Source organism: Nocardiopsis sp. NPDC057823 (genome assembly GCF_042797335.1).
Classification (GTDB): domain Bacteria; phylum Actinomycetota; class Actinomycetes; order Streptosporangiales; family Streptosporangiaceae; genus Nocardiopsis; species Nocardiopsis changdeensis.
Genome location: NZ_JBHVLR010000016.1, coordinates 72,771 through 96,912, shown reverse-complemented (window position 1 = coordinate 96,912; position 24,142 = coordinate 72,771). Strand labels below are relative to the sequence as shown.

Genomic DNA, 24,142 nt, shown 5'->3' with positions numbered 1-24,142 from the left:
CTTATGGCATAAACTCGACCGGTCTGAGAGTTTATCGCATAAGGAAACCTGGAGAACAGCGTGCGAACCGAGCATCCGGCCGACGGCCACGACACCATCCAGGTCCGCGGTGCCAGGGAGAACAACCTGGCGGGGGTCGACGTCGACATCCCCAAGCGCCGCCTGACCGTCTTCACCGGCCTGTCCGGCTCCGGCAAGTCCTCCCTGGTCTTCGGGACCATCGCCGCGGAGTCCCAGCGGCTCATCAACGAGACCTACACGACCTTCATCCAGTCGTTCATGCCCAACGTCGGCCGCCCCGAGGTGGACACGCTGCGCAACCTCAGCGCCGCGATCATCGTCGACCAGGAGCGCATGGGCGCCAACTCCCGGTCCACCGTGGGCACCGCCACCGACGCGGCCGCCATGCTGCGCGTGGTCTTCAGCCGCGTGGGCACCCCCCGCCTGGAGCCCTCCAGCGCGTTCAGCTTCAACAACGCCGAGGGCATGTGCCCCGAGTGCGAGGGCCTGGGCCGGGTCAACGCCATCGACATCGGCGAACTGGTCGACGCCGACCTGTCCCTGAACGAGGGGGCCATCACCGCCCCCGGCTACGGGGTGGGCACCTGGTACTGGCAGGTCTACGCGGGCTCCGGCCTGCTGGACCCGGACAAGAAGGTGCGCGACTACACCGAGCAGGAGCGCGAGACCTTCCTGTACCACCCGGTCACCAAGGTCAAGGTCGGCACCAACAACATCAGCTACGAGGGCCTGGTCCCCAAGATCAAGCGCACCTACCTGTCCAAGGACCGCGAGAAGATGCAGGCGGGGCTGCGCGCGTTCGTGGACCGCGCCGTCACCTTCTCCACCTGCCCCGAGTGCGAGGGCACCCGCCTCAACGCCGCCGCCCGCTCGGTGAAGGTCGCCGGGCGCAGCATCACCGAGTGCTCGGCGATGCAGATCGACGACCTGGCCGCTTTCGTGCGCACCCTGGACGAGCCCTCGGTCAAGCCGCTGCTGGACGGGCTGGGCCACACCCTGGACTCCCTGGTGGAGGTCGGCCTGGGCTACCTGAGCCTGGACCGGGAGTCGGGCACCCTGTCGGGAGGGGAGTCCCAGCGGGTGAAGATGGTCCGCCACCTGGGCTCCAGCCTCAGCGACGTCACCTACGTGTTCGACGAGCCCACCATCGGCCTGCACCCGCACGACATCGAGCGGATGAACAACCTCCTGCTGAGCCTGCGCGACAAGGGCAACACCGTCCTGGTGGTCGAGCACAAGCCCGAGACCATCTCCCTGGCCGACCACGTGGTGGACCTGGGGCCGGGCGCCGGACCCGCGGGCGGGCGCATCACCTACACCGGCGACGTGGCGGGCCTGCGCGCCTCGGGCACCCTCACCGGCGACCACCTGGACCACCGGGCGCGGCTGCGCGAGAACGTGCGCACCGGCCGCGGGGCGCTGTCCATCACCGGTGCCACCTCCCACAACCTCAAGGACGTCAGCGTGGACATCCCCCTGGGGGTGCTCACCGTGGTCACCGGGGTCGCGGGGTCGGGCAAGAGCTCGCTGATCCACGGGGCGCTGCCGGGCCGCGAGGGCGTGGTGGTGGTCGACCAGTCGCCGATCAAGGGGTCGCGGCGCTCCAACCCCGCCACCTACACCGGGCTGCTGGACCCGATCCGCACCGCCTTCGCCCGCGCCAACGGGGTCAAGGCGGCGCTGTTCAGCGCCAACTCCGAGGGCGCCTGCCCCGAGTGCAAGGGCGCCGGGGTCATCTACACCGACCTGGCGATGATGGCCGGGGTGGCCACCACCTGCGAGCAGTGCGAGGGCAAGCGGTTCCGCCCCGAGGTGCTGGCCCACACCCTGCGCGGCAAGGACATCAGCCAGGTGCTGGCCATGTCGGTGGTGGAGGCCCGGGACTTCTTCGCCTCCGGCAACGCCCGGGTCATCCTGGACCGGCTGCACGACGTGGGCCTGGGCTACCTGGGCCTGGGCCAGCCGCTGACCACCCTGTCGGGCGGCGAGCGCCAGCGGCTGAAGCTGGCGATCTCCATGGCCCGCCAGGGCGCGGTGTACGTGATGGACGAGCCCACCACCGGCCTGCACCTGGCCGACGTGGACCGGCTGCTGGCGCTGCTGGACCGGCTGGTGGACGACGGCAACACGGTGATCGTGATCGAGCACCACCAGGCGGTGATGGCCCACGCCGACCACATCATCGACCTGGGCCCGGGCGCCGGGCACGAGGGCGGCCGGGTGGTGTTCGAGGGCTCCCCGGCCGAGCTGGTCGAGAAGGGCGACACCCTGACCGCCCGCCACCTGCGCACCTACCTGGGCCGCTGACCCGGCGGGCGGCGGTGCCGCCGGCCCGCCCGCCGCGCACCCCGCGGCGGGCGGGTCAGCGGGAGGGGTGCAGGGAGCGGAAGGCCGAGCGGTAGGCCAGGGGGCTCACACCGACGGCGCGGTGGAAGTGGCGGCGCAGCGTGGCGGCCGTGCCCATGCCGCAGCGGGCGGCGATCTGCTCCACGCTCGCGTCGGTGCCCTCCAGCAGCTCCCGGGCCAGGCCCACGCGCTGGCGGTGCAGCCACTCCAGCGGGGACGTCCCGGTCTCGGCGTGCATGCGCCGGGCCAGCTGCCGCGGGCTCAGCCCCGCCCGGCGGGCCAGGTCGGCCACGGTCAGCGGCCGGTCCAGCCGGGCACGGGCCCACTCCAGGGCCTCGCCCAGCCCGTCGCGGGTGCGCGGCACGGCGGGCGGGGCGATGAACTGGGCCTGCCCGCCCGGCCGGTGGGCCGGTGCGACCAGGCGCCGGGCCAGCCCGTTGGCCGCGGCGGCCCCGTGGTCGGTGCGCACCACGTGCAGGCACAGGTCCAGCGCCGCCGTCTTGCCCGCGGCGGTCAGCACCCGCCCGCCGTCGGTGTACAGGACGTCGGCGCGCACGTCCACGCGCGGGTGGCGGCGGGCCAGCTCCCCGGCGTGCATCCAGTGCGTGGTGGCTTCAAGGCCGTCCAGCAGCCCCGCGGCGGCCAGTACGAACGCCCCCGTGCACAGCGAGACCACCCGCCGCCCGGCGGCGTGGGCGGCGCGCAGCGCCGCCAGGAACACCGGGTCGGGCTCCTCCAGCGGCCGGTGGGAGGCGGGCACGACCACGGTGTCCACCGCGGCCAGGTCCTCCCAGCGGCAGGCGGGCACCCCCGGCAGCAGGGGGGCGGGGGCGCCGTCGGCGGTGTGCGCGCTCAGCCGGTACCAGTCGCCGTCGGCGGACAGGTCGGAGCGGTCCACCCCGAAGACCTCGGCGGCGATCGCCGTCTCGTAGGGCATGGTGTGCTCGTGCAGGGCGATCCCGACCGTGTGCATGTCCGAAAGTGTACGCAGGGCGTCGGATCGGACGCTGGTCGGCGGGGCCTGCCGGGCCCGAGGATAGGGGTCATGAACTCCTCGACGACTCATCGGTCCGCGCGCGGCAGGGTAGTGGTGTACGGGGCCTACGGGCACACCGGCAGGTTCGTGGTGGCCGAACTGCTGCGGCGCGGGCTGGAGCCGGTGCTCTCCGGGCGCAACGCGGACCGGCTCGCGGACCTGGCCCCGGCCCACCCCGGCCTGGAGGTGCGCCCGGCCCCGGACGCGCGGGCGCTGGGCCGGGCGGTGGCGGGCGCCGCGGCGGTGGTCAACGCCGCCGGGCCCTTCCTGGACACCGCCGGGCCGGTGGCGGCGGCCGCCGTCGCGGCCGGGGCCCACTACCTGGACGTGACCGCCGAGCAGCCCGCCGCCGCGGCGACCCTGCGCGACCACGCCGCGTCCGCCGCGGCGGCGGGGGTGGCGGTGCTGCCCGCGATGGCGTTCTACGGCGGGCTGGCCGACCTGCTGGCCACCGCCGCGGCCGGCGGCGACCCGGTGCAGGAGGTCACCGTGGCCGTGGGCCTGGACGGGTGGCGGCCTACCGAGGGCACGCGCGTCACCGGCGAGCGCAACACGGCCCCGCGCCTGCTCGTCGAGGGGGGCCGGCTCGTGCGGCTGGAGGAGGTCGCGCCCGCCGGCCGCGACTGGGACTTCCCCGGGCCGCTGGGGCGCCAGGCGACGGTCCCCCTGCCCTTCTCCGAGATCGTGCTGCTCCACCGCCACCTGGGCGCGGACCGGATCACCTCCTACCTCAACGAGGGGCCCCTGGCCGAGCTGCGCGACCCGGCCACGCCCGGCCCCGAGGCCGCCGACGCCACCGGCAGGTCGGCCCAGCGGTTCGCCGTCGACGTGCGGGTGCGGGTGGAGGGGACCGAGCGGCGGGCCACCGCCTCGGGGCGGGACATCTACGCGGTGACCGCGCCGCTGCTGGCCGAGGCGGTGGTGCGCCTGCTGGACGGGCGCGTCCGCGCCGTCGGGGCCCTGGCCCCGGGCGAGGTGTTCGACGCCGCGGACTTCCTGTCGGCGCTGGCTCCCGACCCCCTGGCCCTCACCCTGCCCGCAGCGGTCCCGGTCCCCTAGGGCGGCCCCGGGGTCCGGCACCGCGTGTTCCCGGTGCGGCCGCCCGAGCGGGCGACCGCACCGGACCTGCGAGGGGACAGGTCAGGAACCCTGCTCCACCAGGGCCTTGAGGCGGCTCAGGCGCTCGCGCCAGAACTCCTTGGCCCCGGTGGCCGCGTCCGGGTCGGCCAGCCGGGACTGCTCCACCGCCACCGACACCCGGTCGGCGTCCCTGGCGGTGAGGTAGAAGACCACCCGGGTGCCGTCGCCCAGGTCGGCGGTGACCCGCTTGGGCGGGTTGTCCGAGCGCACCGTCAGGTCCAGGTCGGCCAGCCACCGCTCGCGGACGTCCTTCTCCGACAGCGCCGCGAAGACCTCCTCCGCCGGCGCGCGCACCGTCTTGGAGGCGTTGGCCGAGTAGCCGTCCTTGCGCTGGCCGGGGGCGCGCATCCCGCGCTCCTGCTCGTAGGCGACCGTCAGCGACTGCGCCCACCAGCCCGCGACGTCCCGCTCCCGGACCAGGTGGGCGGCGATCTCCTTGTGGGTGCGGCCGGTGGCGCCCCAGGCGTCCAGCACGGCGAACCACTCGTCGTAGCCGCGCCCGGTGCGCTCGCGCACCGCGTCGGAGGACACCCGGGCCCGCATGGTCGCGGTGGCCTGCCCCGGGGCGGCGGGCGCGGCCGGCTCCGGTGCCGTTGCGAGGGGTGCGGGGGCCTCTCCGGCCGCGGGGCGGGCCCCGTCGGGGAGCAGGTGGGCGCGGGCCGCGGTGTAGCTCTCCCCGGTCTTGGCCATCCGGGTGCGGACCTGCTGCTTGAAGGACTTGTGCCTGGTCATGACGGCTCCTCGGCGACGGCGGCACGACCCACGCTCGTCCACCCCGCCGGTAGGGCGCATCAGACCGGCGTCCCGAGGACTCTCAGGTCCCCTTTGCCCCCTCTCAGCCGGCGGCGTGGGCGCCGGAACCGGGGGTTGGGCGCGGGACGGCGCCACCTCCAGGGTACTCCGTCCCCACCGGTTCCTCCAAGCCCGCCCGCCCCTCGCGGGTGCCCCGACGGCCCTGTTCAGGGGCGGCGGGCGAGGAACAGGGCGTGTCCGCCCTCCCCTTCGGGCACGAACTCCTCCGCCTCCACCGCCGGCCCCGCCCCGGTGATCCACTCGCGGTAGCGGGCGGCGTCCGCCTGGCTCCACCACATGGGGACGCCGCCGCCCGGCCGGTCGGGGTCCGTCCCGGTCCAGGCGCGGTGCCCCGTGGTGGCCAGTAGGGTCCCGCCCGGCCGCAGCCACCGGCCGATCCGGCCCAGGAGGTCGGCGATCCACGGCCCGTACTCGGCACCGGCGCCGAAGGCCTCGTCGTAGCGGTGGGACAGGGCGTCGTAGCCGCGCCGCACGGTCTCCCTGGGGTCGGTGTCCATGCCGGGGACGCCGGCCGCTCGGCCGATGCGGGGCGAGGGGTTTTCCGCACCCGGGCCCCGGGGGCGGGTCGGGGGCGGCTCAGGGGCATCCCCGATGGATTCCAGGCCGCCCGTGTTAGATTCTGGCCATGCGGTCAAAAAATGAGACGGACGGTCAGAAAAGATCCTTCATCGAGGAGGCCCGGCGGAAGCAGATCATCGCGGCGGCGGTCGAGACCATCGCCGAGGTGGGCTTCCCGAAGGCCTCCCTGGCCCGGATCGCCGCCACGGCGGGCGTCAGCAAGGGGGTCATCTCCTACCACTTCGCGGGAAAGGACGAGCTGGTGGACCAAGTGGTCGTCACGGTGTACACCGAGATCGCCGACACGCTCCTGCCCCGGCTCGCCGAGCAGGAGAAGGCCACCGACGTCGTCCGCGCCCATGTCCTGGGGGTGGCCGAGTACGCCCTGGCCCACCCGGACCGGCTGCGCGCGCTCACCGAGATCTTCGTGCACGACCGCGGCGCCGACGGGGTCCCCCGCTACGGCGCCGTGGCCGCCGAGCCCCTGTACGAGTCCCTGGAGGGGCTCTACCGCGAGGGGCAGGCGCGCGGGGAGCTGCGCGAATTCGACGTCCGGGTCATGGCGGTCACCCAGCAGTCGGCCATCGACGCGATGTTCGGCTACTGGATCTCCCGCCCCGAGACCGATCTGCTCGCCCACGCCCGCGAGCTCGCAGACCTGTTGGTACGCGCGGTGCGGCCCGACTGAGCCGTACCCCCCATCCCCTTGGACGAGGACACCATGTCACAGCACGCCCCACCCCGCACCGCCGCCGGACCCGGCGGCGGGCCCCGCACCCGCCTGCACTACATCGACAACCTGCGGGTGGCGCTGACCGTCCTGGTCGTGCTCCACCACGCGGCCCTGACCTACAGCAACATCCCCGTGTGGTTCTACCTGGAACCGGTGGGGGACGCCTCGGCCGGGCTGCTGGACCTGTTCATCGTCCTCAACCAGACCTACTTCATGGGCCTGTTCTTCCTGCTGTCGGGCTACTTCACGCCCGGTTCGGCGGACCGCAGGGGCGTGCGCGGGTTCGTGCGCGAGCGCCTGGTCCGCCTGGGGGTGCCCTTCCTGCTGTTCGTGCTGCTGGTGCGGCCGCTGCTGATGATCCCGCCCTACCAGGACGCGGTGGCCCAGGGCCTGGCCGGCGACATGCCGTTCTGGCTGTTCGCGATCGTGGCCTACGACCCGGGCCCGATGTGGTTCGTGGAGGTGCTGCTGGTCTTCGGCCTGGCCTACGCGCTGGTCCGGCGGCTGCGCCGGGACCGCGGCCGGGCCCCGGAGCCCCGCCCGGCCGACGGCGCGCGGCTGCGCTGGCTGTGGCCGGTGGTGGGGTTCACCCTGGCGCTGGCCGTGGTCTCGTTCCTGTGGCGGTGGGTCAACCCGGCCCCCTACTACTGGCCGGTCCTGGGCCTGCCCAGCCCGAACTACCTGCCCCAGTACGTCTCCCTGTTCGCGGTCGGGATCCTCGCGTTCCGCGGCAACTGGGCCACCCGCCTGCCCGGCGCGGCCGGGTGGTACGGGGCGGGCACGGCGCTGACGGCCCTGGTCGCCTTCTTCGCGGCCCAGGGGGCGCTGGGCGGCGCGGAGGCCGCGGCGGGCACCCCGCAGGCGCTGGCCCTGATGGTGCTGGAGACCTTCCTGTCGGTGGGCACCATCCTGGCGCTGCTGGTGTTCTTCCGCCGGTTCGTCGCCGGCGGCGGGCCCCTCTCCCGGTTCCTGTCCGCCAACGCGTTCGCCGTCTACGTCCTGCACCCGCTGGTGCTGGTCGCCGGCGGGGTGCTGCTGGCCGGATGGGAGGCGCCCGCGGCGGTGAAGTTCCTGGCCCTGTCCGCGCTGGCGGTGCCCGGCTGCTGGGCGCTGGCCGCCGCGGTCCGGGCGGTCCCGGGCGTCAAGAGGATCCTGTGACCTGATCCGGAGGGGCCGCCCCGCACGGGGCGGCCCCTCCTTTTTCCGGGTGCCCGCGGGGAGGCGGGACGGCTAGGGTGCGGGGGTCGACCATCCCTGGGAAAGGACCCGTGTGGCCAGTCAGAAGGAACGCATGCTCGCCGGTGAGCTCTACCGGTCCGACGACCCCGAGCTCCAGGCCGAGCTGATCCGCGCGGAGAAGCTCGCGCACCGCTACAACACCTTGGAGCCGGACGACCCCGCCCGCCGCGAGGCGCTCGCCGAACTCCTGGGCGGGCTGGGCGAGGACACCTGGATCCGGCCGCCGCTGCGGGTGGACTTCGGCTACCACATCACCATCGGCCCCCGCTCGTTCGTCAACTGCGGGGCCGTGATGCTGGACGTGGCCCCGATCCGGATCGGCGCGGACGTGCAGATCGGCCCCAACGTCCAGCTGCTCACCCCCACGCACCCGATCGAGCCGGGGCCGCGCCGCGACAAGTGGGAGGCGGCCGAGCCCATCACCATCGGCGACAACGTGTGGCTGGGCGGCGGCGTCATCGTCTGCCCGGGCGTGAGCATCGGCGAGAACACGGTGGTGGGCGCGGGCGCGGTGGTCAGCCGCGACCTGCCCGCCAACGTGGTCGCGGTGGGCAACCCGGCCCGGGTGATCCGCGAGATCGACCCCGAGTCCTGAGCACGCCGCTGTGACGGGCCGCCGTGAGGGGCCCGCCCGCGGGCGGGCCCCTCACCCCTGGAGGCGGTCCATGTTCTCCTCCCCCCAGGCCCCCAGCGCGTTCAGCGCGGGGACGAGGGAGCGCCCGAACTCGGTGAGGGAGTACTCCACCCGGGGCGGGACCTGTTCGTGGACGTGCCGGTGCACCAGCCCGTGCGCCTCCAGTTCGCGCAGCTGGAGGATGAGCACCCGTTCGCTGATGCCCTCGACCGTGCGGCGCAGCTCCCCGAACCGGAGCGGCTTCTCCTGGAGCCACCACAGGATGAGGGCCTTCCACTTGCCGCCCATGGCGTGCATCGCCGCGTCGAGCCCGCAGATGTAGGTCCGCCCGCTCATCACCCCTCCTCACTGACGAAAATGCCGGTACCCGATAAAAATATCGGTACTTGAAGAAATGTTCGTGCCCCGACCAGCATGGGAGCGGACCCGGGCGCCGGCCCGGGGATTCCTTCGAGGACGGGGAGAACGACATGGCGAAAGAGCGGCGCACGGCGGTGACCGTCATCGGACTCGGGCTCATGGGCTCGGCGCTGGCGCGGGCGTTCGTCCGGGCGGGCCATCCGACGACGGTGTGGAACCGCAGCCCCAGCAAGGCGGCCGCGCTGGTGGCCGAGGGGGCCGGGGCCGCCGGGTCGGTCGCGGCGGCGGTCGCGTCGAGCCCGCTGGTCATCGCGTGCCTGAGCACCTACGACGCCACGCTCGCGGCGCTGGACCCGGCCGCCCCCGAGCTGCGGGGGCGCACCCTGGTCACCCTCAACTCCGGCACCCCGGCGGGGGCGCGGCGGATGGCGCGGTGGGCGGCCGGGCACGGCGCCCGGTTCCTGGACGGCGCGGTCAAGGACGTGCCCACCGCGGTCGGGGGAGCCGACACCCTGCTGTACTACGGCGGCGACCGCGAGGTGTTCGAGGAGTACGAGCCGGTCCTGCGGGTCCTGGGCGGCGACACCGTCCACCTGGGTTCCGAGCCCGACCTGGCCGCCCTGTACGAGACGGCGGTGGGCGTTCCGCTGCTGCCGGCCCTCCTCGGGTTCTTCGAGGGGGCGGCCCTGATGCGCGAGCGGGGACTGGAGGCGGCGGCGCTGGTGCCCTACTCCGTCAGATGGCTGGAGATGATCGCCTCGGTCCTGCCCCTGTTCGCGCGGGAGATCGACTCCGGGGACTACTCCGACCCGGTCTCCACGGTGGCGACCTTCCACGCGGGGATCCCCGAGGCCGCCCACGCGGCGCGGGAGGCCGGCGTGGACACCGCCTGGCGCGAGGCCATGGACGAACTGCTCGAACGGGCCGTCGCGCAGGGGCTCGGCGACCGGAGCATCGCGGCACTGTACGAGCTGCTCCGGCGGCCCGAGCCGGTGTCCTGACGAGGTGACCGCCCCCCGGTGTGGCGCCACCGGGGGACGGGGTCGGTCGGCCCCTCAGGAGGGGGCGGTGGCGGAGGGCTCCCCGGTGGCGAACTGGGTGCGGTACAGCTCCGCGTAGCGGCCGCCCCGGGCGAGCAGCCCGGCGTGGTCGCCGCGTTCGACGATCCGCCCTCCCTCCACGACCAGGATGGTGTCGGCGGCGCGGACCGTGGCCAGCCGGTGGGCGATCACCAGGGCGGTGCGCCCCTCCAGGGCCTCGGCCAGGGCGGCCTGGACGGCGGCCTCGGAGGTGGAGTCCAGCGCCGAGGTGGCCTCGTCCAGGATGACGACCTGGGGGTCGCTCAGCAGCAGCCGGGCGATGGTCAGGCGCTGGCGCTCCCCGCCGGAGAACCGGTAGCCGCGTTCGCCGACGACGGTGTCCAGCCCGTCGGGCAGGGAGGCCACCAGGTCGGCCAGGCGGGCGCGGCGCAGGGCGTCCCAGACCTCCTCGTCGCCGGCGTCGGGGCGGCCCAGGGTCAGGTTGGCGCGGATGGACTCGTGGAACAGGTGGCCGTCCTGGGTGACCATGCCCAGGGCCCCGCGGATCGAGGAGAAGGACAGCTCGCGCACGTCCCGCCCGCCCAGGCGGACGGTCCCGGAGTCGGGGTCGTACAGGCGCGGGGCGAGCTGGGCGATGGTGGACTTGCCGGCCCCGGAGGAGCCGACCAGGGCCACGGTCGTGCCGGGTTCGACGGTGAAGGACACCTCGTGCAGGACCTGCCGCCCCTCGGCGGGGTCCAGGACGGCGACCTCCTCCAGGGAGGCCAGGGACACCTTGTCGGCGGCGGGGTAGGTGAAGGAGACCCGGTCGAACTCCAGGGACGCCGGCCCGGGCGGCAGGTCGGCGGCGCCGGGGGCCTCGCGCACCAGCGGCTCCAGGTCCAGGACCTCGAAGACCCGGCTGAAGGCGACCAGTGCGCTCATGACCTCCACGCGGGCCCCGGCCAGGGCGGTCAGCGGCGCGTACAGGCGGGTGAGCAGCATGCCCATGGCCACGACGGTGCCGGCGTCCAGGCCGCCGGACAGGGCGCTGAAGCCGCCCAGCCCGTAGACCAGCGCCAGCGCCAGCGCCGAGACCAGGGTCAGGGCGGTGAAGAACACCTCCTGGACCATGGCGGTGCGCACGCCGATGTCGCGGACGCGGTCGGCGCGGCGGGCGAACTCGGCGGACTCGCGTTCGGGGGAGCCGAAGAGCTTGACCAGGGTGGCCCCGGGCGCGGAGAACCGCTCGGTCATCTGGGTGCTCATGGCGGAATTGTGCTGTGTGCGCTCGCGTTCGATGCGGGCCAGGCGGGCGCCCATGCGGCGGGCGGGGTAGACGAACACGGGCAGCATGACCAGGGCGGCCAGGGTGATCCACCAGGACAGGGTGAGCATCACGGCCAGCGCCAGGACGAGGGTGACCAGGTTGCTGACCACCCCGGACAGGACGCTGCTGAAGGCCCGCTGGGCGCCGATGACGTCGTTGTTGAGGCGGCTGACCAGGGCTCCGGTGCGGGTGCGGGTGAAGAACGCGACCGGCATGCGCTGGACGTGGTCGTAGACGGTGGTGCGCAGGTCCAGGATGAGGCCCTCGCCGAGCCCGGCCGACAGGCGCCGCACGATGAGGCCCAGGGCGGCCTCCAGCAGGGCGACGGCGGCGATGAGCCCGGCCAGCAGCAGGACGGTGCGGGGCGCCCCGCCGCTGACGATGGTGTCCACGACCCGGCCGGCCAGCAGCGGGGAGGCGACCGCCAGGACGGAGACGGCCACGCTCAACGCGAGGAACCAGGTCAGGACGCGGGCGTGCGGCCGGGCGAAGCCCGCGATGCGGCGCAGGACGGGTAAGGAGAAGGGACGGCGGTCCTCACGGGCGTGCATGGCGTGGTAGATCGAGTTCCACGCGGCCATCTCCATGCTCATGGGCGGTCACCGGTTCCGTTCGGGGAGTTGCGGATACCGGAACGTTACGACCTGAACCAATGTTGAGGTCAACTTCCGGGCCGGCCCGTGTCGGCGGATTCAGCCGACGTGGACCCCGAACCTCTCCAGGGCGCCGGTGAGCCACAGGCCCTGGCGCAGCACCAGGAAGCCGACGATGCCCACGATCCAGGGCAGCGCCTCGCGCCCGCTCGACTCGATCCCGGTCCGCCACTTCTCCAGCCGGGGGCGCACCCGCTCGCCCAGGGCCCGGTACCCCAGGTAGAGCAGGAGGCCCGGCGCGACCATGACGAGGTTGTAGGCGGCCAGCACCGGCAGCCACACGGCGGGGGCCAGGCCGGCGGCGGTCATGATGCCGATGGCGCCGAAGTAGGGCAGGGCGGTGGAGCCCTCCAGCAGCCCGGTGCCCAGCCCCAGGGCGACCATCGCCCCGGCGCGCAGGGACTCCGGGCGCCGGGGGCGCGGCTCGGTGGACATGAAGAACGAGTACACGAGGGCCGCGCCGCCCGCCACGGTCAGGACCCAGCCCAGGGCGGTGTCGTCGAGCAGGCCCCCGACCATCTCCAGGGCGGCCCCGGCGCCGAACATGAGCGCGCAGCCCAGGGCGAAGTAGAACGCGGCGACGGTGCCCAGGTAGGCCAGCAGCGGGCGGGCCGCCGAGCGCGCCCCGCTCAGGAGCACGTACAGGGAGACGCCGATGACGGCGGGGCTGAGGGTGTCCAGCAGGGCCAGTCCGGCGACCGGCAACAGGACGTTCAGAGACGGCACGGGGGGCTCCTCTGTTTTCTCACGGCTGTGCGAAATAAAATAACACAGGTGTGTTAGAAAGTACGCATGCCGAAGATCGTCGACCATGAACAACGTCGTCGCGAGCTCGCCGACGCCCTGTGGCGGATCGTCGCCTCCCAGGGGCCGGCCGGGGTGTCCATCCGCTCCGTCGCCGCCGAGGCGGGCTGGTCCCCGGGGGCGCTGCGCCACTACTTCCCCACCCGCGAGGAGCTGCTGCTGTTCGCGATGGACCTGTCCGAGGCCCGGGCCGTGGAGCGGATCACCCGCCTGCACGAGCACCTGGAGCCGGGCCTGTCCATGCTGGAGACGCTGGCCGCCTACGCCGAGCAGCTGCTGCCGCTGGACGACGACCGCCGGGCGGAGTACCGGGCCTGGGAGTCCGCCGGGATCCTCCGCGAACAGGACCGCGACCGCGCCCGGCGCTGGCAGCAGCAGCGCGGCCTGTACCGCCGCCTGGTCTCCGCGCTGGCCGGGGTCGAGGTGGGCGATGACCCCGAGAGCCCCCACACCGACCCGTGGGTGGAGGAGTGGTCCACGCACCTGCACTCGATCGTGGACGGCCTGGCCCTGCAGCTGATGGTCACCCCGGGCATGACCGACCCCGAGGACTGCCGCCGCAGGCTGCGCGCCTTCCTGGCCCGGGTCGCCGAGGCGGCGGAGTACCGCGAGAAGAACGCCCCGGACGATGACTGAAGCGACCTTTGGTGTCCTATGTGACCAAGGTCCGGATTCTGGGCACCGCGCCCGGGCCGTTAGGGTGTGAGCCCAGCGACACCACCACGGGGGGCACGGGTGACCACGGACAGCACGGAGAAGACCACCGGACCGGAGTTGACCTACCGCCACGCCGGCCGGGACGACGTGCCCGCCCTGGTCGAGCTGGTCAACTCCTGCTACCGCGGCGACTCCTCCCGCCGGGGGTGGACCACCGAGGCCGACCTGCTGGAGGGCCAGCGCGTGGACGCCGAGGGGCTGGCCGCGCTGCTGGAGCGCACCAACACCCTCATCCTGCTCGCCGAGGCCGACGGGGCCCTGGTGGCCTGCTGCGAGCTCCAGCGCGGCGTCAACGGCGCCTACTTCGGGATGTTCTCCGTGCGCCCCGACATCCAGGGCGGCGGCCTGGGCCGGCGCGTCCTGGCCGAGGCCGAGCGCACCGCCGCCCAGGAGTGGGGCTGCCGCCTGATGCGCATGAAGGTCCTCAAGCAGCGCCCGGAGCTGATCGCCTGGTACGAGCGGCGCGGCTACACCAACACCGGCCGCACCGAGCCGTTCCCCTACGGGGACGAGGCCTTCGGGCTGCCGCGCCGGGACGACCTGGCCTTCGTGGAGCTGACCCGGGAACTGCCCGCCTGAGCGGGCTCAGCCGGCGTCGGGTCCGGCCTCCAGGTTGGCCGACATCCGCTCCAGGACGCTCACGGCGGCCCGGTACTCCTCGGCGCCGATGCCGCGCGAGATGCGCTCGCGGGAGGCCCGGACCTTCCCGAACAGGTCGTCGTGGGCCCGGCGGCCGGCGTCGGTCAGGTCCAGGGCGACCAGGCCCTCCAGCCAGCCGCGCCGGCGCAGGTCCTCCACCGCGGGGGCCGTGCTCACCTCGCTGTCGTCCAAAAACGCGGCGAGCCTGCGGTCCAGGTCGGCCAGGGTGCCGGGCTCCTCGTACAGGGAGTGGAGCACCTGCCACTGGCGCCGGCCCAGCGACTCCGAGGCCAGGGTCCGGTCGAAGTCGTTCTCGATGAGCCGGTCCAGGTGCTTGAGCCAGTAGCCGATGGGCAGGTCCGACATGCTCTCCCCCTTTGGAGACAGTCACTTACTATCGACATCGGTAAAGATACATCTTTATGGTTCCGGTGTCGTCCCCCGTCTGTGTCCTACCCGCCCGCTAACCTGGCCGCCATGTCCGACACCCCCGCCCCGCTGCGCATCGTCCGCGGCGACGCCACCGTTCCCCAGGCCGCCGGGCCCAAGATCATCGCCCACGTGTGCAACGACCGCGGCGGCTGGGGCAAGGGGTTCGTACTGGCCCTCTCCAAGCGCTGGCCCGAACCCGAGCGCGACTACCGCGCCTGGCACCGGGAGCGGGCCCGCAACGGCTTCGGCCTGGGCGCGGTGCGCCTGGTGCGGGTCCAGGCCGACACCTGGGTGGCCAACATGGTCGGCCAGCACGGCACCAGGCGCGGCAGCGGCGGCCCGCCGGTGCGCTACGAGGCCATCGCCACCGGCCTGCGCACGGTGGCCGGCCACGCCCTGGAGCTGGGCGCCACCGTGCACATGCCGCGGATCGGCTGCGGCCTGGCGGGCGGCAGGTGGGAGCGCGTCGAACCGCTGGTGCGGGAGGAGCTGTGCGCCCGCGGCGTGGCCGTCACCGTCTACGACGTCGACTAGCCCGCGTTCTTTCGAGCAGCCGCGCTTCGGCCCGCCCGCCCAGTGGCGCAAGGCCCCCGACGGACGGCCTGCGGCCACGGGCTCTCCCTGGGGGGCCGCTCACGCGGGCCTCCCTCCTCCCGTGTTCCCGGCCTCTCGGATCAGTGCACCCGGCCCTCGGGCTCGTGGACGGTGACCGTTCCGGCGGCGCCGTCCACGGTGACCGTCTGCCCGGTCCGGATGCGCTCGGTGGCGTCCGGAACGCAGATCACCGCCGGAATGCCGTACTCGCGGGCCACGGTCGGCCCGTGCGCCATCACCGCGCCGGTCTCGGTGACGAGCCCGCCCGCGGTGAGGAACAGCGGCGTCCACCCCGGGTCGGTCGTGGGCGCGACGAGGACCTCGCCCGGCTCCACCGACGCCGTCGCCGGATCGCGCACCACACGGGCGCGGCCGGTGACCCGCCCGGGGGCCGCCCCGGTGCCGGTGAGCGCCCTGCCGTCCGCGGCCCGGGGCGGCAGCAGGGTCTCCACGTCGGTGCCGTCGTCGAGCAGGGCGACCGGGACCCGCCGGCGCCGCAGCTCCCGGGCGTGGAGCTCCCGGCGCCGGGCGACCTCGGCGCGCGGGTCCGCGCCGCCTTCCGCCACCGAGCGCAGCTCGGACGGGTCGAGGAACATGACGTCCCCGGCCCGGTCCAGGAGCCCCTGCCCGTGGAGCCGGGCACCGATCAGCAGCAGGCGCCTGCGCCGGTCGCGCAGCGCGTACAGCCCGGCGAACTTGCCCGCCTCGCGCAGCCCGCCCAGTTCGCGGGCCCGGCGCAGGAAGAAGGCGGCGACCCGGCCGCGCACCGGTCGGGCGCGCCGCGCCCGCCCGGAGAGTTCGGCGAGCATGGCCTCGGCCCTGGCGGCGGCCCGCCCGAACCTCTGGTCGGGGGCCTGTCCGGGGTCGGTGACCCGCAGGTAGCCGGCCAGGGCCGCGAAGACCGGTGCGGGGTCCTCCGACCAGCGCGGGACGCCGACGTCGACCTCGGCGGCCGAGCGGACGCCGTAGCGGTCCAGGAAGGCGTCCAGGCCGAAGTCCGGCAGTTCGCCGGCCAGGTGGGCGGCCGCGAGCTCCTGTGGCGGGGTGCCCAGCAGCCGCTCCCGGTACGGCTCGGCGTCGCGGGCCACCCGCCAGAGCGCGAGGTCCATCTGGAGGGTGACGTTGTGCGGCATGCCGCCCAGGACGGTGCGGATCTCCTCGTCGGTGGCGATCCCCCGAAGCAGCCGGGGCAGGGCGGCGCACACCGCCAGGCCGCTGACGACGGGCCACAGGACCGGGTCGGGGCGCTCCTGCGGGTGCGCGCCCTCCTCGACCAGGTCCAGCAGCTCCCCGACTGAGGGCGGGTCGGCGACGGGCCGGAGCCGCAGGCGTTCGAGCTCGTCGAACACGCGGGCGCGCGCGGCCCCGGGGCGGGCCAGCGCGCCGAGGATCCCGGCGGCCGCCCGCGGCGCGGCCGCCAGTGCGGCCGCGCCGCGCCTGCGTGCGGCGGGCAGCGGGGCGAAGCGGGGGTCGTCGAGCATGTGCTCGACCACGGCCTGGGCGCGCGGCCCGAAGTCGACCGCCATCAGCCCCACCAGTCGCCGCCGGGTCGCGGGGTCGCGCATCGCGTCGGTCAGGTCGCCGTAGAGCCGCCCGCCGATGTCGACGATCTCGACGGTCAGGCCGAAGGAGGCGAGCATGCCCGCCAGCACCGACTTCAGGGTCGCCATGCCCATGGGGGTGGCCGGGCGGAGCATGCCCTGGACGTGCCCGAACTCGACGTACAGCCGCGGGCCCGGCCCCGCGCCCCGCGGGGGCTGCGGGAACAGGGTGGTGATCGGCCGCGACTGCAGCAGCCACAGGGCGCCTTCGCGGTCGTAGGCCCACTCGAGGTCCTGTTCGGCGCCGAGGGCGTCGCGGAGGCGCTCGCCGGCCCGGCGCAGTTCGTCCAGGCGGTCCGGGGTGAGACAGCCGTGCCCGGCCGGCGCCGAGCCGTCCAGGACGTAGCGGTCGGCGGCCGCGGTCCCCTCGACCACGGTGGTGCCCGGGCCGGGGGCGGCCTCGACGACGGTCCGGCCGCGTGTGCCGGTGAGCGGGTCGGCGGTGAACAGCACGCCCGCCGCCTCGGCGTCGACCATCCGCTGGACGACCACGGCCATGTGCGCGTCCGCGTGGGCGATCCCGGCGGCCTCGCGGTAGGCCCCGGCGCGGTCGCTGTGGAGCGAGTCCCAGCAGGCGCGCACGGCCCCGAGCAGGTCCTGCGCGCCCTCCACCGACAGGAACGTGTCGTGCTGTCCGGCGAAGCCGGCCTCGGGCAGGTCCTCGGCGGTGGCGCTGGAGCGCACGGCGACCGGCCCGCCGCCGAGCCGCGCGTAGGCCGCGAGCACCTCTCGGCGGGGCACCTCGCCGCGCCGGTACGCCCGGGTCGTGACGCAGAAGCCCTCCGGGACCCGTTCGCCCAGGCGGATCAGCGCGGCCAGGCCCGCGGCCTTGCCGCCCACCAGGTCACGCCGGCCCGGGTCGACCTCCGACAGTTCGAGCACGTCCATTCCGGCACCCCCCTTTTTTTCAATACGACTGCAATGTACATGCGTGGCAATACAGTCGCAATGTAAGGTGGGCCGCATGCCCCGAAAGATCGACGACCGCGAGCGCCGGGAGCGCCGCGAACTGCTCGCCGACGCGCTGATGCGCCTGGCCGCCGCGCAGGGCCTGGAGAAGGTGAGCCTGCGGCACGTGGCGGCCGAGGCGGGCGTCTCGACCGGGATGGTGCAGCACTACTTCCGCACCAAGGACGAGATGATGGCGTTCGCCGTCGCGATGGTCATGGACCGGATCCGCGAGCGGTCATCGGCGCTGGAGGCGCCCCAGGAGCCGCGCGCGCTCGTCCGCGCCCTGCTGCTGGAGATCCTGCCGCTGGACGAGACGCGCCGCCTGGAGGGCCACGTCTCCCTCGCCTTCCTCGCCTACGCCGCGACGAAGCCGTCGATGGTCTCGGGGCTGGGGGAGGAGGCCGCGCAGATGCGCGCCTTCCTGGCCGGGCAGCTGCGGGCGGGCGGGGCGCGGGGGGTGGACCCCGAACGCGCGGCGGCCGGCCTGCTGGCGCTCGTCGACGGCCTGGGGCTGCAGGTGCTGGCCCGCCAGTGCGGGGCGCGGGAGGCGGTCGCCGCGCTGGACGCCCACCTGGACCTGGTCTTCGCCCCGGCGCCCGCGCCGGCGGGCGGCGCCCCGCCGGGGTGAGGCCGGGCCTACCCGTCCTGCGGGGGGTTGCCGCGGGCCCGCATCTGCCGCAGGGCCTCGTTGGCGGCGTTGACCTCCGGGTAGAACTGCCGGTGCACCTTGTAGGCGCCGCCGTACTCGATCCGGTGGTAGAAGCCGGTCGGGTCGCCGAAGTGGAAGTCGCGGGGCAGGCGCTGCGCGCCGTCGCGGCCCACCACCAGGATCGCGCGGTCGGTGACCACGAACGTCGCCGCCGGGACGGTGAAGATGCCCGAGCCGGTCAGCGCGATGAACCCCGTCTGGACCCGCTCGCCGGGCTCCAGGTGCGGTGCGGCCCGCTCCGCGACCATGGCGGCCCGCCGTTCCCTGTACCCCATGCGCTTTCCCCTCCCGGGCGAGATGTCCCCGTAGTTTAGGGCGGCCCCGCCCCGGGGCCCACCCCCCTGGGGCGGACGCGGGGCCGGGTGCGGCGCCGGCCCCCGCGCCCGTTCGCGGCGGGCCCGGTCAGGGCGCCGAGGGGGCCGTCTGGGAGTCCAGCCACTCCTCGAAGGTCGTCGGCGCGATGCGCGCCCCCTCGCCGGGCAGCAGCACCTCGCCCGCCATGGACGTCCCGAAGACCCCCGACCAGGTCGGCACCAGGCGCACCCGCCGCCCTTGGGCGTGCAGGGTGCGCCGGGCCATGTCCACCAGGTCCTGCGTCTGGGGCCCGGCGATGTCGGGGTGGCGGCCGGCCGGAGCGCCCACCGCGACCTCGGCGAGGATCTCGGCGACGTCGGCGGGGGCGATCGGCTGCACCAGCAGCGGGGCGATGGCGGCCGCGCCGTCCTGTTCGGTCCACCCGGCCACCATGGCGGCGAAGTCGTGGAACTGGGTGGCGGGCACGATGGTCCAGGGCACGGGCCCGTTCTCCACCAGGCGCTCCTGCTCGCGCTTGCCCGCGTAGTGGGGGTTGCCCTCCACCCGGTGGATGCCCACGATCGAGAGCAGGACGTGGTGGCCCACCCCGGCGCGCTCCTCGGCGGCGAGCAGGGTGCGGGTCAGGTGCGCGAAGCGCTCCACCGAGCCCTCGCGGTCGGCGGCCGCGATGTTGGTGGCGTCGACGACGGCCTCCACCCCGCGCAGGGCCGCGTCGAGCCCCTCCCCGGTGGCCAGGTCCACGCCGAGGGAGCGGCTGATCCCGACGACCTCGTGGCCCTGCCGGCGCAGCACGGCGCAGGTGAGGGAGCCGATGTTGCCGGTGGCCCCGGCGACGGCGACACGCATGGCGGTTCCTTCTTTCGCTCGGTGGTGGTCCCGGAGCCGAACATATCGTGGACCAAACAGATCCACAATGTCTTCGATAGGCTGGCGGTATGAAGCTTCCCGCGAGCACCGAATGGGTCCTGCACTGCGCCACCACCCTGGCCCAGCTCGAACCGGGGGACACCGCCTCCACGGCCCAGCTGTCCCTGTACTTCGACCTGCCCGCGCCCTACCTGGCCAAGCAGCTCAAGGCCCTGGTCAGGTCCGGTGTGCTGAGCGCGACGCCGGGCCCCCGGGGCGGGTTCCGGCTGGCCCGGCCCGCCCGGGAGATCGACCTGCTCCAGATCGTGGAGGCGGTCGACGGCGCCTCCTCGCCCTACCTGTGCGCGGAGATCCGGCAGCGGGGGGCGGGCGCGCTGCCGCCCGAGGAGTGCCGGGACACCTGCGTGCTGGCGCGCAGGATGGCCGAGGCGCACCAGGCGTGGCGCCGGAGCCTGGCCGGGAGCAGCCTGGCCGACATCCTCGCCACGCTGCCCCCGGGGGCCCCGGCCCGCACCCGCGCCCGCCTGGCCGCGGTGCGCTGACCCCTACCGCTCGCCGCCCAGGTGCCGGGCGAGGAAGCGGGCCGCGTCCTCCCCGGCCCAGGCCGGAACGCCGGTGTGCCCGCCCATGTTGGCGTTGAGCGCCTTCTCCGGGGAGCCGAAGGCGTCGAACAGGTCCAGGGCCGACTGGCGGTCGTTGCCCTCGTCGTCCCACTGCAGCAGCAGGTGCAGCGGAATGGTGACCCGGCGGGCCTCGTCGAACACCGAGCGGGGCACGAAGCTGCCGGCGAACAGGACGGCGGCGGCGATGCGCGGCTCGACCGCCGCGAGCCGGACGCCCAGGGAGACGATCCCGCCCGAGTAGCCGACGGGGCCGCCGACCCCGGGCAGGGCGAGGAGGGCGTCCAGGGCGGCCCGCCATTCCGGGGCCGCCGCCTCCACCACCGGCAGGACCAGCCGGTCCACGAGGTCCTCGCCGGGCCGCTCGCCGGCCGCCAATACGCGGCGCAGGTCGGCACGGACCTGCTCGGCCGTGTCCGACCGGGGCCGGTCGCCGCTCCAGGGGAGTTCGACGGCGGCCGCGGCGAAGCCGTCCGCGGCGCACCGCCGGGCCCGGGCCGCCAGGCGGGGGTACATCCCGCGCAGGCCGCCGGGGTGGCCGAGCAGGACCAGCGGGGCCGGTGAGGAGGCGGTCGCGGACTCCGGCGTCCACAGGATGCCGGGGACGTCGCCGAGGGTGAAGGCGCGCTCGAGGAGACCGCCGTCGAGGCGCTGTTCGGAGGTGAAGTGCATGGTCGTGTTCCTTCGGGAGTGCTCGTGGACGGCGCTCCCGGACGACCTATCGCCCGACCGTGACCCCGCAGGGGAGCACCCGTGTCGATACAGCGTTCACGGGTACCACCTCCTCGGTCTCTCGCACGGCCACGGGAAGGCTAACAACGGCCGCCTCCGCCCGCCACCGGTTTTTCCGCCCGCCGGGTCCCGGGGGCGGCCCTCACGGCCGCCCGCGCAGTCGGAGAACGCCCCGGACGCCGTCCGGTGGTGTACCCGGAGCAGGCCCTGCCGCGCCTGTGACCTGCTGGATCGCCCCGACGGCTCGGTGGCCTCCATCGCCCGTCCCCTCGGCGTCAGCAGGCCGATGAGGACGGGCGCGGTCGTTGTGCCGGTAGGGGTGGCGGGCATGGGCGGGCCCTTCGGGATGCGGTGATGCGTCCGGGAGTCGAGCCGAGCCCCCGAACGCCGTCGGTGGGCGGGGTTCGGAGGAAGCCCCGTTCTCGGAGCCCCGAGGTCCGGAGCTCCGAGAACGGGTTCAGGCCGTGCCGTGTGCCCGGCTCAGGGGCGGGTGTCGAGCCAGTCCTGGAAGGTCGGGCCGGCGAGCTTGGCGTGCGGGCCGGGCAGGAACCCGCCCTCGGCGGCGATCTCGGCATCGGGCATGCCCGAGCCGTCGACGCCGACGACCTCGATGCCTCGGCGAGTGCCCAGAAGGGCGGCCGCCTCCGCCAGGATTTCCTTTCGAGGTCCGGCGATCTCGGGGATCGGCGCTCCCGGAGCCGGTTCGCCGGGTCCCAGGGCCAGGTCGACCAGTTCCTCGGCCACGGTGCGGCAGGCTACGAGCTGGGTGGGCAGGGCCGGGATGTGGGCGACGCCGCCCTGCTGCCAGTCCAGGAGCTGACCGACGAACTCGTGGAACTGCGCGGCCCGCAGAATGCGGACGGGCAGCGGGCCGGACAGGAGGAGTTCCTCGTGCACCTTCTTGGCGGCGAGGAAGCCGGCGGTGGCCCTGTCGACACCGATGATGGACGCCGCGGTGATCCGGGCGACCCCCGCCTTCCGCCCGTACTCGTGCAGCCTGCGGGCCGACGTGCGGAAGAACTCCGTCGCGGCCTCCTGGTCGGAGGCGTGCCACGAGGCGACGTCGATGACGGCATCCACCCCGGCGAGCGCCTCGGCCAGGCCCTCACCGGTGATGATGTCCACGCCGGTGGCCCGTGACATCGGCACGACCCGGTGCCCTCGTTCGGTGAGGACGTCCACGACGTGGCGGCCCAGCCGCCCGGTCGCTCCCGCCACCGCGAACACGGTGATGCCCATGCTCTCAGCCCTTCTGTTCGCTGTAGTTCCGGCCGGGGGGCATGCCGGGGATCGGCTTGGCGATGAGAGCGGCGGGGGTGAAGAAGCCGATGTGGGCGATCGCCAGGATGAGCGTCCAGAGCGCCTTGTCGCCGTAGTGCGCGGACGCCTTGGCGTACAACTCGTCGGGGACGCGCTCCCCGTACGGGTTCGGGGTGAGGACGGCCTCCACGAGCTCCAGCGCGACCCGCTCGGCGTCGGTGAAGCAGGTGGCGTCCCGCCAGGTCGCCACGGCGGTGATGCGCTCCTCCGGTTCCCCTGCCCGGCGGAGGTCGCCGGTCTCCCTAATGGTGAAGTACGTGCTGCCGAGCAGCTGCCCGGCGCGCAGCTGCAGCAGGTGGACGGTGGTCTGCGGAATCGTGCCGTTCCTGATGGCCTTGTGTAGACCTTCGGCGACTTCCGCCATCTCGGGGATGAACAAGAGGGGGTCGGGCATGCGCGACCGGAGGCCGGTCTCTGGGGGTGCGGACATGGCGAGGGCTTCCCTTCTCGAATCTCGAACTCGGGTTTGTGGTGTCGCGTGCCGTACGGATCGTTCGCACGGCATCCCGACGGACACGAGACGCCGGCCGCCCGCCCCCCGTAACGGCGCCCTCATGTGACGTGGATCATCGATCGCGCGCGTTACGCAGCGGTCGAAAGCGGCGTCTCGTGCGTGTGGTGGAGCTGAACACGGACAGGCGGGGGCCGGGTATGAGCGGACGCAGCGAGCGAGCGACGGACACACCGGGACCGCTCGGTCGTGCCGAACGCGTGGACCCCGCCACGGAGGCGTTCGTCGCCCACCGCAACCTGCTGTTCACCGTCGCCTACGAGATGCTCGGTTCGGCCGCCGACGCCGAGGACGTCCTGCAGGAGACCTGGTTGCGCTGGGTGGGCGTCGATCTCGACACCGTGCGGGAGAAGCGTGCCTACCTGGTGCGGATCGTCACCCGGCAGGCGCTGGACCGGCTGCGCGTGCTAGGCCGGCGCAAGGAGTCCTACGTCGGGCCGTGGCTGCCCGAGCCCTTGCTGACCGCGCCTGATGTGGCCGAGGACGTGGAGTTGGCCGACAGCGTCTCCATGGCGATGCTGCTGGTGCTGGAAACGCTCCAGCCGGTCGAGCGGGCGGTGTTCGTGCTCCGCGAGGTGTTCGATCTGGGATACGACGAGATCGCCGAGGCCGTCGGCAAGAGCCCGTCCGCGGTCCGCCAGCTCGCCTACCGGGCACGGGCGCACGTCGCTGCGCGGCGGCCGCGCGGCACCGGCTCCCCGGCCGAGCACCGAGCCGCTCTCCACGCCTTCCAGCGGGCGGTCGAAACCGGCGAGCTGCAGAGCCTGCTCGACATCCTCGCGCCGGACGTCGTCGCCTTGAGCGACGGCGGCGGTGTCAAGCATGCCCTGCTGCGGCCCGTCGTGGGGGCCGACAACGTCGCTCGCCTGCTGGCCGTCGGCTGGTGGAAGCGCGACGCGGAGAGGTCGGTCGAGTTGGTGCAGATCAACGGCGGCCCAGGGCTGCTCGTCCGAGCCGACGGAGAGATCGACGGCGTGCTGGTGGTGCGAGTGGAGAACGGCCACGTCACCGGCGCCTACCACGTGCGCAACCCCGAGAAGCTGTCGCGTATCGGCCGGCAGACCACCGTGACCCGCTGAGAGCGCGTCGACTCCGCAGGGGACCCGTGTGCTCAGGGGGCGCGGTCCGGGGGGCCGGGGGCCGTGCCGAAGGGGCCGGGGTCGATGGCGGCGAAGGCGCGGTCCAGCGCGGCCCCGTAGCCCTCGGTACCCAGGCCGCGGATGAGCGGCGCGAGCGCCTGCTGGACGTCGGACAGCACCTTCTGCTCCACCGGGCGCTCCGGCTCGATCGAGGTCAGGTCGTTCGCGAACTCCGCGAAGGCGATCAGCTCGTGGAGGACCGTCGCCTCGGCCTGCGACATGCTCAGGGTCACCGAACCGTCGGGGGCATCGGCCGCACGCATCGCATCGCTCCCCTTCCGCACCTGTGATCGTGTCGGGACCCTACAG

The 24,142-nt window shown here is 74.2% G+C and carries 26 protein-coding genes; 12 read left to right on the top strand and 14 right to left on the bottom strand.

Translation table 11 applies throughout. The features are described from left to right. The first annotated feature begins 60 nt into the window (after window positions 1-60). Window positions 61-2,328: an excinuclease ABC subunit UvrA gene (locus ACFVNO_RS23340; RefSeq protein ID WP_355268869.1), complete on the top strand. Its 2,268-nt coding sequence runs from the start codon at window positions 61-63 to the stop codon at window positions 2,326-2,328. Window positions 2,329-2,383: 55 nt separating this feature from the next. Here the strand turns inward: ACFVNO_RS23340 and ACFVNO_RS23335 are convergent, their stop codons facing one another. Further along, on the bottom strand, window positions 2,384-3,340 hold the full coding sequence (locus ACFVNO_RS23335) for a GlxA family transcriptional regulator (protein WP_378895679.1): 957 nt from the start codon (window positions 3,338-3,340) through the stop codon (window positions 2,384-2,386). A gap of 72 nt (window positions 3,341-3,412) precedes the next feature. Between ACFVNO_RS23335 and ACFVNO_RS23330 the strand changes: the two genes are divergently transcribed. Then, entirely contained in the window at window positions 3,413-4,462 is a 1,050-nt protein-coding gene (locus ACFVNO_RS23330) for a saccharopine dehydrogenase NADP-binding domain-containing protein (protein ID WP_355268864.1), read from the top strand. Window positions 4,463-4,543: 81 nt separating this feature from the next. Here the strand turns inward: ACFVNO_RS23330 and ACFVNO_RS23325 are convergent, their stop codons facing one another. Next, the gene (locus ACFVNO_RS23325) at window positions 4,544-5,275 is read right to left on the bottom strand and encodes a hypothetical protein (RefSeq protein WP_378895677.1); all 732 of its coding nucleotides are present in this window, start codon (window positions 5,273-5,275) and stop codon (window positions 4,544-4,546) included. A 227-nt stretch (window positions 5,276-5,502) separates the two neighbouring features. After that, the gene (locus tag ACFVNO_RS23320) at window positions 5,503-5,853 is read right to left on the bottom strand and encodes a hypothetical protein (protein ID WP_378895675.1); all 351 of its coding nucleotides are present in this window, start codon (window positions 5,851-5,853) and stop codon (window positions 5,503-5,505) included. A gap of 128 nt (window positions 5,854-5,981) precedes the next feature. Between ACFVNO_RS23320 and ACFVNO_RS23315 the strand changes: the two genes are divergently transcribed. From ACFVNO_RS23315 to ACFVNO_RS23305, 3 genes are all read left to right on the top strand, one after another. Further along, on the top strand, window positions 5,982-6,602 hold the full coding sequence (locus ACFVNO_RS23315) for a TetR/AcrR family transcriptional regulator (RefSeq protein WP_378895673.1): 621 nt from the start codon (window positions 5,982-5,984) through the stop codon (window positions 6,600-6,602). A gap of 33 nt (window positions 6,603-6,635) precedes the next feature. Then, window positions 6,636-7,805, top strand: a complete 1,170-nt coding sequence (locus ACFVNO_RS23310) for an acyltransferase (protein ID WP_378895671.1) — start codon at window positions 6,636-6,638, stop codon at window positions 7,803-7,805. A gap of 133 nt (window positions 7,806-7,938) precedes the next feature. Continuing rightward, window positions 7,939-8,481, top strand: a complete 543-nt coding sequence (locus tag ACFVNO_RS23305) for a sugar O-acetyltransferase (protein WP_355268965.1) — start codon at window positions 7,939-7,941, stop codon at window positions 8,479-8,481. Between the two features lie 51 nt (window positions 8,482-8,532). Here the strand turns inward: ACFVNO_RS23305 and ACFVNO_RS23300 are convergent, their stop codons facing one another. Beyond that, on the bottom strand, window positions 8,533-8,856 hold the full coding sequence (locus ACFVNO_RS23300; RefSeq protein ID WP_355268854.1) for a helix-turn-helix domain-containing protein: 324 nt from the start codon (window positions 8,854-8,856) through the stop codon (window positions 8,533-8,535). A gap of 134 nt (window positions 8,857-8,990) precedes the next feature. Between ACFVNO_RS23300 and ACFVNO_RS23295 the strand changes: the two genes are divergently transcribed. Continuing rightward, window positions 8,991-9,881 carry an NAD(P)-dependent oxidoreductase gene (locus ACFVNO_RS23295; protein ID WP_378895668.1) on the top strand — a complete coding sequence of 297 codons (891 nt, stop codon included), beginning with the start codon at window positions 8,991-8,993 and terminating at the stop codon, window positions 9,879-9,881. A 54-nt stretch (window positions 9,882-9,935) separates the two neighbouring features. Here ACFVNO_RS23295 and ACFVNO_RS23290 read toward each other — a convergent pair whose 3' ends face one another. After that, window positions 9,936-11,822 (bottom strand): ABC transporter ATP-binding protein, encoded by a 1,887-nt coding sequence (locus tag ACFVNO_RS23290; RefSeq protein WP_378895666.1) that lies wholly within the window; start codon window positions 11,820-11,822, stop codon window positions 9,936-9,938. A gap of 99 nt (window positions 11,823-11,921) precedes the next feature. Next, a complete protein-coding gene (locus ACFVNO_RS23285) occupies window positions 11,922-12,608 on the bottom strand; it encodes a GAP family protein (protein ID WP_378895664.1) in 687 nt (228 codons plus the stop codon). Window positions 12,609-12,674: 66 nt separating this feature from the next. Here ACFVNO_RS23285 and ACFVNO_RS23280 point away from each other — a divergent pair, with 66 nt between their 5' ends. After that, window positions 12,675-13,322: a TetR/AcrR family transcriptional regulator gene (locus tag ACFVNO_RS23280; protein WP_355268846.1), complete on the top strand. Its 648-nt coding sequence runs from the start codon at window positions 12,675-12,677 to the stop codon at window positions 13,320-13,322. A 99-nt stretch (window positions 13,323-13,421) separates the two neighbouring features. Next, window positions 13,422-13,982: a GNAT family N-acetyltransferase gene (locus ACFVNO_RS23275; RefSeq protein WP_355268844.1), complete on the top strand. Its 561-nt coding sequence runs from the start codon at window positions 13,422-13,424 to the stop codon at window positions 13,980-13,982. A gap of 6 nt (window positions 13,983-13,988) precedes the next feature. Here ACFVNO_RS23275 and ACFVNO_RS23270 read toward each other — a convergent pair whose 3' ends face one another. Next, the gene (locus tag ACFVNO_RS23270) at window positions 13,989-14,408 is read right to left on the bottom strand and encodes a MarR family winged helix-turn-helix transcriptional regulator (protein WP_355268842.1); all 420 of its coding nucleotides are present in this window, start codon (window positions 14,406-14,408) and stop codon (window positions 13,989-13,991) included. A gap of 111 nt (window positions 14,409-14,519) precedes the next feature. On the opposite strand from ACFVNO_RS23270, the gene ACFVNO_RS23265 reads away from it, so the two are divergent. After that, on the top strand, window positions 14,520-15,008 hold the full coding sequence (locus ACFVNO_RS23265) for a macro domain-containing protein (RefSeq protein WP_378895661.1): 489 nt from the start codon (window positions 14,520-14,522) through the stop codon (window positions 15,006-15,008). A 140-nt stretch (window positions 15,009-15,148) separates the two neighbouring features. On the opposite strand, the gene ACFVNO_RS23260 is transcribed toward ACFVNO_RS23265, so the two are convergent. Further along, window positions 15,149-17,557 carry a PEP/pyruvate-binding domain-containing protein gene (locus ACFVNO_RS23260; RefSeq protein ID WP_378895659.1) on the bottom strand — a complete coding sequence of 803 codons (2,409 nt, stop codon included), beginning with the start codon at window positions 17,555-17,557 and terminating at the stop codon, window positions 15,149-15,151. A gap of 76 nt (window positions 17,558-17,633) precedes the next feature. Between ACFVNO_RS23260 and ACFVNO_RS23255 the strand changes: the two genes are divergently transcribed. Beyond that, a complete protein-coding gene (locus ACFVNO_RS23255; protein WP_378895657.1) occupies window positions 17,634-18,248 on the top strand; it encodes a TetR/AcrR family transcriptional regulator in 615 nt (204 codons plus the stop codon). Between the two features lie 8 nt (window positions 18,249-18,256). On the opposite strand, the gene ACFVNO_RS23250 is transcribed toward ACFVNO_RS23255, so the two are convergent. Next, window positions 18,257-18,604 (bottom strand): hypothetical protein, encoded by a 348-nt coding sequence (locus tag ACFVNO_RS23250; protein ID WP_355268835.1) that lies wholly within the window; start codon window positions 18,602-18,604, stop codon window positions 18,257-18,259. A gap of 127 nt (window positions 18,605-18,731) precedes the next feature. Continuing rightward, a complete protein-coding gene (locus ACFVNO_RS23245) occupies window positions 18,732-19,490 on the bottom strand; it encodes an NAD(P)H-binding protein (RefSeq protein ID WP_355268833.1) in 759 nt (252 codons plus the stop codon). Between the two features lie 89 nt (window positions 19,491-19,579). Between ACFVNO_RS23245 and ACFVNO_RS23240 the strand changes: the two genes are divergently transcribed. Beyond that, complete coding sequence (locus ACFVNO_RS23240) at window positions 19,580-20,053, top strand: RrF2 family transcriptional regulator (RefSeq protein ID WP_378895654.1); 474 nt, start codon at window positions 19,580-19,582, stop codon at window positions 20,051-20,053. Between the two features lie 3 nt (window positions 20,054-20,056). Here the strand turns inward: ACFVNO_RS23240 and ACFVNO_RS23235 are convergent, their stop codons facing one another. The 3 genes from ACFVNO_RS23235 to ACFVNO_RS23225 form a co-directional block, all read right to left on the bottom strand. Next, complete coding sequence (locus tag ACFVNO_RS23235; RefSeq protein WP_378895652.1) at window positions 20,057-20,803, bottom strand: alpha/beta hydrolase; 747 nt, start codon at window positions 20,801-20,803, stop codon at window positions 20,057-20,059. Between the two features lie 540 nt (window positions 20,804-21,343). Further along, complete coding sequence (locus ACFVNO_RS23230) at window positions 21,344-22,102, bottom strand: NAD(P)H-binding protein (protein ID WP_355268827.1); 759 nt, start codon at window positions 22,100-22,102, stop codon at window positions 21,344-21,346. 4 nt (window positions 22,103-22,106) lie between these two features. Further along, the gene (locus tag ACFVNO_RS23225) at window positions 22,107-22,613 is read right to left on the bottom strand and encodes a carboxymuconolactone decarboxylase family protein (protein WP_355268825.1); all 507 of its coding nucleotides are present in this window, start codon (window positions 22,611-22,613) and stop codon (window positions 22,107-22,109) included. 221 nt (window positions 22,614-22,834) lie between these two features. Between ACFVNO_RS23225 and ACFVNO_RS23220 the strand changes: the two genes are divergently transcribed. After that, entirely contained in the window at window positions 22,835-23,773 is a 939-nt protein-coding gene (locus tag ACFVNO_RS23220) for an RNA polymerase sigma-70 factor (protein ID WP_378895650.1), read from the top strand. A gap of 32 nt (window positions 23,774-23,805) precedes the next feature. On the opposite strand, the gene ACFVNO_RS23215 is transcribed toward ACFVNO_RS23220, so the two are convergent. Continuing rightward, window positions 23,806-24,096, bottom strand: a complete 291-nt coding sequence (locus ACFVNO_RS23215) for a hypothetical protein (RefSeq protein WP_378895648.1) — start codon at window positions 24,094-24,096, stop codon at window positions 23,806-23,808. Window positions 24,097-24,142 lie beyond the last annotated feature (46 nt).